The following is an 8,014-nucleotide window of genomic DNA, read 5'->3' on the forward strand; positions in this document are numbered from 1 at the left end:
ACAGATCGTTATGATAGGGGCATTTTTCATTAGTTTCCTAAGGATAGACAGGCAAGAGGCAATGCTATGAACCTTTACGCTGCGGTACGTGAGTGCAACTGGCTCTTGCGACGCCAGACCTGGTTGTCCCTTGGTCTGGGCATACTGGCCACCGTGTTGCTGGCCGGGATGAGCTGGGCCGAGGAAGCACCGGAGGAAAACGGCAACGAAACGGAGCAGGAGTGGCCCAAGGGGCACTATCCTCTGCCTGAGCAGGGCGACGTCATCGGCGAGGATTACGTTGTCAAGGCACAAGCCGAGGAGACCCTGCTCGACATAGCCCGCGCCAACAACGTCGGCTACGAAGAGATCCGCCGTGCCAACCCCGATGTCAGCGTGTGGATGCCGGGCGAGGGCACCGAAGTGCTGATTCCCGGCCGCTTCATCCTGCCCCCGGTAGAGCGCAAGGGCATCGTGATCAACGTGGCCGAACTCAGGCTCTATTACTACCCGCCGACGAGGGAGGGTGAGACACCGCGCGTCGAGACCTATCCCATCGGCATCGGTCGCGAAGGTTTCGATACGCCGCTGGGCATCACCAAGACCACCATGCGGCTCAAGGACCCGGCCTGGTATCCGCCCCGCTCGGTGCGTGAGGAGGCCGCCGCGCGTGGCGAAACGGCGCCCGCCGTGGTGCCGCCGGGGCCGGACAACCCGCTGGGCAGGCATGCCATCCTGCTCGACATCCCCGGCTATCTCATTCACGGCACGAATCTGCCCGATGGTATCGGCATGCGGGCCAGCCGCGGCTGCATCCGCATGTTCCCCGAGGACATCGAGTCGATCTTCGACCGCGTGCCGGTCGGTATGCAGGTACACCTCATCAACCAGCCGATCAAGGCGGGTTGGGACGGCGACACGCCCTACGTGCAGGTCTACGAGGCGCTGGGCGAGCAGGAAACCGGCATGGCCAACCTGATGGAAACGCTGGCCATGCTGCAGCGTGACGATGACGAGCCGGCAACGGCCCTGAACTACGAAATGCTGCGCGAGCTGCTCGAGAATCCCAGCGGGGAGGTCATTGCCCTGACGCCGGCGCCCGAGCCGGAACCGGAGCCCGAAGAAGAGGAGCCTGAAGAGGATCATCTGCTCTGGCGCGAACTGGCCGTCTAGTTGTCTTGGTAAGGCCGTGAGCGAATCGGGCGCCCTTGGGCGCCCGATTCGTTTTCAGTGCTGGTGAGCCTGGGCGTACTGCTCGTCCGGCGCTTGCGTCAGGCCATGGCGAATGTAGTGCACCACGGACCAGATTTCCTTCTCGCTCAGCTTGGTGTCGAAGCGCGGCATGGCGCTCTCGGCATTGCCCTCGCTGATGATCCAGGCATATTCCGCGGCGCCATGGGCCGGCCCGTGCAGCGCCAGGTTGGTGGGGCTGGGATCGAAGTAGGCGACGGCGGGCGCCAGGCCATCGCCTTGGCCCAGCGGGCCATGGCAGGCGTAGCAGTACTGCTGGTAAACCTGCTCACCGCGGGCAAGGGCTTCGGCGCTCAGCGGCAGGGGGTTCTCACGGGCTGCCCATGCCTCCGGCATGGCCCGATCGTGAGCATGCTCATGCGCGTGGTCATGTGCGTGGTCATAATCGTGCGCATCATGAGCCGCTTCCACGTGCTCGGCATCGTGGGTGCGATGAGCAGGGTCGTGCTTCTCCGCGCTGCCTGCGTGGTCGTGACCCTGGTGGTCGTGGCCGTGATCTTGCTGATGACCGTGATCGTGGGTCGCCTTACTTCCATGCTCCTGTTGGTCATGGTCATGGTCATGGTCATGGTCATGGTCATGTGCCGCATGGCTCACACTCGTCGGAGCGACATGCGTATGTGCCGGCTCGTCATGCGCGAAACTCTGCGTTGCCTGTGTGCCGGCCAGCAGCATGCCGGCCATGAGGACGGCGGCTCGGGCGGTTGTTCCTGGCATGGCGGGCTTGCCCGACAGCAAGGGGGCTGAATAGGTGAGAAGGGTCGCCATGGTGGGCTCCTGATAGACAGCATACGAGGTCAATGGCGCTGGCGCGCCGGGTCGTTAGCGGCAAATCAGGCGGTTCTGGGAGGTCGCTCATCCATGAAGCAGGGAGGAGTGGGCCGGACCCCGGTATGGCAAGGGGGCCGCGTCGCCAGGGCAGGCGAACTCAGGGTCGCAGCGAGCGGCATGGCCCCACTCATGCAGTGGCTGCTGCTCAGGCAGCTGACCTGGCACTCGGTCACATCGGTGTGGGCCGTCTGGCCGCAGGCGGGGTGCTCGTCTCGGGCTGCCTCATGCTGGCCATGGGCGGCATCGCGCACAGCGTCCACGCTGGCAAGTGCCGTTGAGCCTGCCGACAGTGACAGGACCAGGCACAGGCTGACCAGGACAAGCAGTATTCTGCGCATGAGCGGCTGGTATCCGATGAAGAGCTACCCGTTCATCATCGCGATGTGAAGAAAGGCAGACAAGCGCCGCCGGCTCGCAAGCCGCGAAAAGTCACCATTTCCTGATCTCGGTCAGCCGACCACCCCGAACGTAAGAATCTTTCAGGCAAGGTATGGGCAGGACCCAGGTTGCTCCCCCTCTCCCGAGCATGAAATACTCCGGTTACCACTGGCTCATACGTCCCTACCTCCATGCGTCGATTCTCCTGGCACTGGCTACTGAGCCTGTCGCTGGCTCTGATGTTGGTCATCGTGCCACCCGTGGTTGCCGGTGGGCACCATGGCGATGCTTCCTGCCTGGATAGCCTGGTAGCCCAGGAGCAGCCGCTGGCCTGGGAAATGACCGATCCGGATGAGCCGCATTCCTCCGCAGCGTCTCCCTGCTGCCTACCCTGCCTGCAGTGCGGAACCGTCGTGATGTCGTCGGACGGTCGCGCCTTGGCGTCTTCATTGATCTCGTTCGATGCCGTTCCCGACGGGCCTTTTGGACCGCCGGATCCCATCGAACGCCCTCCTCGGGTCTGAACCTCTTTTCCCTGATGGCGCCGCGGACGATCGATTCGCGGTGAGAGCGTACATGTCTCGAGGACAAGTCAATGAAACGTCGTGAATTCTTGGGCTACTCGGCGCTGGGCGCGCTGTTGCTGTCGACGGCTGGCACCATGGGTTACGCCCTGTCTCGCCAGCACCCCCATGGGGTGCCGCCTGCCAGCCTGGCCGCCTTGCCGAAGGGCGGCCAGCCGCTACAGCCGCTGCCGCGTATCGTCAACCTGAGCGAATCCGCCGGCCGCTTTCGCAGCGTGCTGACCCCGGCCCCCCACAGTGTGCCCCTGAGCGATGAGCTCGAGGCCAGGCTATGGCTCTACAACGGCAAAGTGGCGCCACTGATCGAGGTGAGAGAGGGCGATGAGCTGGATATCACCCTGATCAACGAGCTGGAGCAGGAGACCACCTTGCACTGGCACGGCGTGCCGGTACCGCAGGCGCACGATGGCGCTCCCTGGGACGCCGTGGCGCCGGGTGAGTCGCGCCAGTACCGCTACGTCTTCCCCAGCGGGAGTGCGGGCCTGCACTGGTTCCACCCCCACCCTCACGAGGGCACGGCCAGGCAGGTGGCGCATGGCCTGGCGGGAGCGCTGCTGGTTCGCCCCGCCGAGGATGCACTGCCTGCCGGGGTCGAGGAGCACCTGCTGGTGATCAGCGACCTGCGCCTGAGGGCGAATGGCGAGGTCGCGCCCCATACCGCTGAGGACTGGATGAACGGCCGCGAGGGCGAGCTGCTGCTGGTCAACGGCCAGCGCGAACCGCGGCTCGATGTGGCGCCGGGCTCTACCTTGCGCCTGCGGCTGATCAATGCCTGTGCCGGACGCTATCTGCGCCTGCGTCTGGATGATCACGAGTTGATCCTGATCGGCACCGACGGCGGGCCGATCGAGCGGCCGCAGCCGCTGGAGGAACTGCTGCTCACTCCGGGCGAGCGGGCCGACCTGCTGGTGCGGGTCAGCGAGCGGGCCGAGGGACACTTCCAATTGGCCAGCCACCCCTACGAGCGTGGCTGGATGGGAGACAGGCCGCCCCATCTGGACGACGTGGCACCGCTGCTGGCGATTCACACGCTCGACTCGGCGGTTCAAGCTCCCATCGCACTGCCCGAGCGCCTGGGCCGTGTCGAGCCGTTGGGTGAACCGGCAGTGCAACGCCGGGTGGAACTGACCGAAGTGATGCCGGGCCATGACGATCACGGTGCCGGCCACGGCGACCCGCATGTCGGCCATGACGATCACGGTGCCGGCCACGGCGATCCGCATGCCGGTCATGGCAGCGGCAGTCATCATGGTACCCACGGCCCTGGCCATGGGGCTGATCATGCCATGGACGCAGCGGCCGAGCGCCCCGAGGTGGATTTCCTGATCAACGGTCGTGCCTTCGCCATGGATGAGATTCTGTTCGAAGGCAAGGTGGGCGAGGTGGAGGAGTGGGAGGTCTTCAACAACTCCCACATGGATCATCCTTTCCATGTGCACGGTACCCATTTCCAGGTGATCGCCACCCGCGATGCCGAAGGCGAATGGCAGCAAGCGCCTTGGCTGGCCTGGAAAGACACCGTCAATCTGGCGCCTTATCAGCGTCTGAAGCTGCGAATGGTGTTCCGTGAACCCGGCGACTGGCTGTTCCATTGCCACATCATCGAGCACGAGGAGGTCGGCATGATGGCGACGATCCGCGTGAGCTGAGATCGCCGCTGCTTCTTCAATCCGGGGCCGCCGGGCGGCTCCGGGTCCAATCATGATGAGAGAGATTTCACGATGCGCTATTTCCAAAGCGCCTTTCTGCTGCTGACTGCGTTGGCGACCCTGCTGTTGGCGGGCTGCTCACGCGAAGAGAAGGGTATCAGCCTGGAGCAGCTGCGCCAGCAAACCCATATACACGGCCTGGCCTTCGACCGCTCGGACAGCGATCGCCTCTGGCTGGCTACCCACCATGGCTTCTACGCCGTTGGTGCCGACCGAATGGCGCGCCGGATTTCGGAGGAGACCCATGACTTCATGGGCTTCACGCCGCACCCTGCCGACGCCGAAACGTTCTTTGCCAGCGGCCACCCGGCCCGAGGCGGTAACCTTGGCCTGGTGGTTTCCACCGATGGCGGCAAGCGCTGGGAGCAGCGTTCGCCAGGTGTCGATGGCCCGGTGGATTTTCATCAACTTACCGTCAGTGAGGCCGACCCGAATGTGCTCTACGGCGCTTACGCTGGCTGGCTGCAGGTCAGCCATGACGGGGGGCATCAATGGGAGATCCAGGGACGAGCTCCCGACGGCCTGATCGCTCTGGCGGCTTCCAGCCGTGACCCCGAGCATCTTTTTGCTGCCACCCAGGGCGGATTGCTGATGAGCCCCAATGGCGGCCAGCGCTGGCGTCCCATTCACCCCGAGCGCCGTCCCGTAAGTCTGGTGGTGGCCCATGATGGGCGGCTCTATGCCTTCATGCTGGATAGCGGTCTGTTGATGGCCGAAGAGGCCAACCGCGAGTGGGAAGTCGTGAAGCGTGGTTGGGGAGAGCGTTATCTCCTGCACCTGGCGGTGGATCCCAGCAACCCTGAGCGCCTGGTGGCAGCCGATGACGAAGGGCGGCTGCTGCAGAGCGACAACGGCGGTCGCGACTGGGTACGCCTCGACTGACGCCATTTATCAGCGCGCTTAGCCCGGCGAAGTCGAGACGTCAGGATAAAGAGGAGAGAGGGTTGGAGATGGAGCATAGAGCACAGGCTAGTGGGATCATGGATGAAGGGGCATCACCAACAAAAACCAAGGAGCAGACAAAGAGCTGGCACTTTGGCAAGCACTTCGCTGTCGCCCTGACCGGTGCCGCGGCAGCCGGGCTATTCTGGTTGAGCCGTATGGAGTGGGACGCGGAAATGCGCACTTGGCGGGCCTTCGGTGATGCCGCCTTCATTCTATTGGTTGTCGTCATGGCGATAGGTCCGCTGGCAAGGCTGTGGCCCCGGAGACTAGGTTATCTCGTCAATTGGCGGCGAGCTTTTGGAATCTGGTTTGCCATTTTTGCCTTGGTACACGGTTTCCTGGTGTGGGATGGCTGGGCACGCTGGTCGATCCGCGGTTTTTTAGGCTATCAGGACTTGCCGGTAGTGGGGCTTTCGGACCCAGTTCTCGTTGACCCGGGCTTCGGGCTTGCCAACATGATCGGTCTGATCGCTCTCTTCCTTGGGCTCGTGCTGTTCGCCATATCGTCCGACAAGGCCATGCGCTTCCTGGGCAGCTCAACATGGAAGCACCTTCAGAATTACGCTTACGTAATTTTCTATCTTGTAGCCCTTCATGCAAGCTACTTCCTCTTCTTGCACTATGAGCTGAGCCTCAGGAATCTGGTTTTTCAGCGTGGGGTTCCGGATCCAAACTGGTTTCGATTCTGGTTCCTTGCTCTTATCGGAAGCGTCTTGATCTTGCAATCGGCAGCTACGTTGAAAATTTTCTTTCAAAGAAAGCGAAGAGGTGCATAAAGTAATAACGTCATGTCTGGCTGTTTTTTTAAGGTGAGATCAAACTTGATCCATATCAATGTGAGTGGCTCCAGTCCGAGCAATACTTAAAGGACTGATGCGCTAGCACGATACTCTTGAAGAATAAGGTAATTGATATGAGCGATAAAGATCGCCGCTTGGGTGTGTCCGAGATCAATCTGGTAACCCGGCATCTGAAGCTGGTGCCCTGTGATGAGGCGGCGATTCAGGCGGCAATCGCCGACATCGATCAGCTTTATGGGCTGGAGAGTGTATCGTATGACTCAAGGAAAAGTCGGCTCGACCTTGCTTATGATGCAACGCGAATATGCCTCGACTGTGTGGAGGATATACTGAGGAAGCATGCAGTCGAGGTAAGCCATGATTGGTGGACGAGGTTGAAGGAAGAACACTACCGTTTTGTCGATCAGAACGTAAAGGATAATGCAACTCATGAGCCTTGGAGTTGCCACCAAAAAACGCATGGTAGTGGGAAGAGAAAATAGGCGAAGCATTTTTTTGGGAGAAAGGCCATGAATTATTTTAGAAAGTCTCTGCTTCTTATTGCCTGCTTGACATTATGGAGTACTGGGTCATTGTCAGCCGATGATAGATACTCCCAGTCGGCTGATGGCATGACCGTATATATTGGTATTCTGCCAGCAGAGATGATAAGGGAGCATCGAGTCATTCATCAGGGGCGTGAGGGTATCACGACCCGGGAGCAACACCTCATCGTTACTGTAGTAGATGAGGAATCCGGCCAGCGAATCGAGGACGCTGAAGTTGCTGCACGCATACGGCATGAAGGTCATGCTGGAACGTATCGGTCGCTGGAGCCCATGTCTATCGCCGATACGATTACTTATGGAAATTTCTTCAGTTTTCCAGAAGAGGGGGGGTACCATCTTCAGTTGCGGATAAAACGAAGTGGAGAGCCCGCCACAGAGATGGAATTTCATCATCGCCATGTGCTTGAGTGAGGGGTTTTTCGTCCACCTGGAGTCAACATTCGCGTTATCCAGCAGGTGTCATGAAAATGATGACAAATCGTGACGATGGCGATCAGTAAGGGGACGCCCATAAAAGCCCCGGGTATGCCCCAAAGCATTCCCCAGAAAAAAATGGAAAATACGACGGAAATTGGTGAAATGGCCAGCGCATGACCTTCGAGTTTGGGATCCAGGAGGTTGCCAATCGAAAACTGTATCAATGTCATACCGAGAAGAATCAGAGCCGGATCTTGCCAGCTATCGAACTGGACAACGGCAAAAATTACTGGTGGGAAAACGGCTAGAATGGAACCCAGGAAAGGAATGTAGTTCAACGCAAAGGCCAAAATTCCCCAGGCGATGGCGAGATCGAGACCTGTCAGCAATGCGAATAGCCAGGTCAAAATGCCTGTCAAGAAGCTGACTACGGAGCGGACGAGCATATAGCTGTCAACGCCGACTGAAAAGTGACCCCCTTTGGGCGTAGAACGCCGAAATAAAAGTGACCCCCTAGGCCCGCTGGGTTATTTCATGGTTGTTGAAGGTGTGCCGGCCTTGCGCTTGTCCTT

Annotated in this window: 11 protein-coding genes; 9 read left to right on the forward strand and 2 right to left on the reverse strand. The window is 60.4% G+C overall.

Translation table 11 applies throughout. From position 1 onward, the window contains the following. The first annotated feature begins 66 nt into the window (after positions 1-66). On the forward strand, positions 67-1,152 hold the full coding sequence (locus HOP58_RS20070) for a L,D-transpeptidase family protein (RefSeq protein WP_086511155.1): 1,086 nt from the start codon (positions 67-69) through the stop codon (positions 1,150-1,152). A 54-nt stretch (positions 1,153-1,206) separates the two neighbouring features. On the opposite strand, the gene HOP58_RS20075 is transcribed toward HOP58_RS20070, so the two are convergent. Continuing rightward, positions 1,207-1,566, reverse strand: coding sequence for a cytochrome c (locus tag HOP58_RS20075; RefSeq protein ID WP_234261343.1), 360 nt, complete (start codon positions 1,564-1,566; stop codon positions 1,207-1,209). Positions 1,567-1,587: 21 nt separating this feature from the next. Here HOP58_RS20075 and HOP58_RS20080 point away from each other — a divergent pair, with 21 nt between their 5' ends. The 8 genes from HOP58_RS20080 (at position 1,588) to HOP58_RS20120 (ending at position 7,436) form a co-directional block, all read left to right on the forward strand. Further along, positions 1,588-1,977 carry a hypothetical protein gene (locus HOP58_RS20080; RefSeq protein ID WP_234238356.1) on the forward strand — a complete coding sequence of 130 codons (390 nt, stop codon included), beginning with the start codon at positions 1,588-1,590 and terminating at the stop codon, positions 1,975-1,977. 146 nt (positions 1,978-2,123) lie between these two features. Then, the gene (locus tag HOP58_RS20085) at positions 2,124-2,339 is read left to right on the forward strand and encodes a hypothetical protein (RefSeq protein ID WP_234261344.1); all 216 of its coding nucleotides are present in this window, start codon (positions 2,124-2,126) and stop codon (positions 2,337-2,339) included. Between the two features lie 291 nt (positions 2,340-2,630). Next, positions 2,631-2,963 carry a hypothetical protein gene (locus HOP58_RS20090; protein ID WP_234238355.1) on the forward strand — a complete coding sequence of 111 codons (333 nt, stop codon included), beginning with the start codon at positions 2,631-2,633 and terminating at the stop codon, positions 2,961-2,963. Positions 2,964-3,034: 71 nt separating this feature from the next. Continuing rightward, positions 3,035-4,672 (forward strand): multicopper oxidase family protein, encoded by a 1,638-nt coding sequence (locus tag HOP58_RS23090; RefSeq protein ID WP_267963531.1) that lies wholly within the window; start codon positions 3,035-3,037, stop codon positions 4,670-4,672. A 72-nt stretch (positions 4,673-4,744) separates the two neighbouring features. Then, positions 4,745-5,614: a hypothetical protein gene (locus tag HOP58_RS20105; RefSeq protein ID WP_103970521.1), complete on the forward strand. Its 870-nt coding sequence runs from the start codon at positions 4,745-4,747 to the stop codon at positions 5,612-5,614. Between the two features lie 98 nt (positions 5,615-5,712). After that, positions 5,713-6,453 (forward strand): ferric reductase-like transmembrane domain-containing protein, encoded by a 741-nt coding sequence (locus HOP58_RS20110; protein WP_191224381.1) that lies wholly within the window; start codon positions 5,713-5,715, stop codon positions 6,451-6,453. A 137-nt stretch (positions 6,454-6,590) separates the two neighbouring features. After that, entirely contained in the window at positions 6,591-6,959 is a 369-nt protein-coding gene (locus tag HOP58_RS20115) for a cation transporter (RefSeq protein ID WP_191224382.1), read from the forward strand. Between the two features lie 27 nt (positions 6,960-6,986). Next, positions 6,987-7,436 carry a hypothetical protein gene (locus tag HOP58_RS20120; RefSeq protein ID WP_234238352.1) on the forward strand — a complete coding sequence of 150 codons (450 nt, stop codon included), beginning with the start codon at positions 6,987-6,989 and terminating at the stop codon, positions 7,434-7,436. Here the strand turns inward: HOP58_RS20120 and HOP58_RS20125 are convergent. Continuing rightward, positions 7,415-7,888, reverse strand: coding sequence for an AI-2E family transporter (locus HOP58_RS20125; RefSeq protein WP_234261345.1), 474 nt, complete (start codon positions 7,886-7,888; stop codon positions 7,415-7,417). The two genes, HOP58_RS20120 and HOP58_RS20125, sit on opposite strands and share 22 nt — an antisense overlap. Positions 7,889-8,014 lie beyond the last annotated feature (126 nt).

The organism is Halomonas sp. MCCC 1A11062, assembly GCF_021404355.1.
GTDB classification, from domain to species: Bacteria; Pseudomonadota; Gammaproteobacteria; order Pseudomonadales; family Halomonadaceae; genus Halomonas; species Halomonas aerodenitrificans.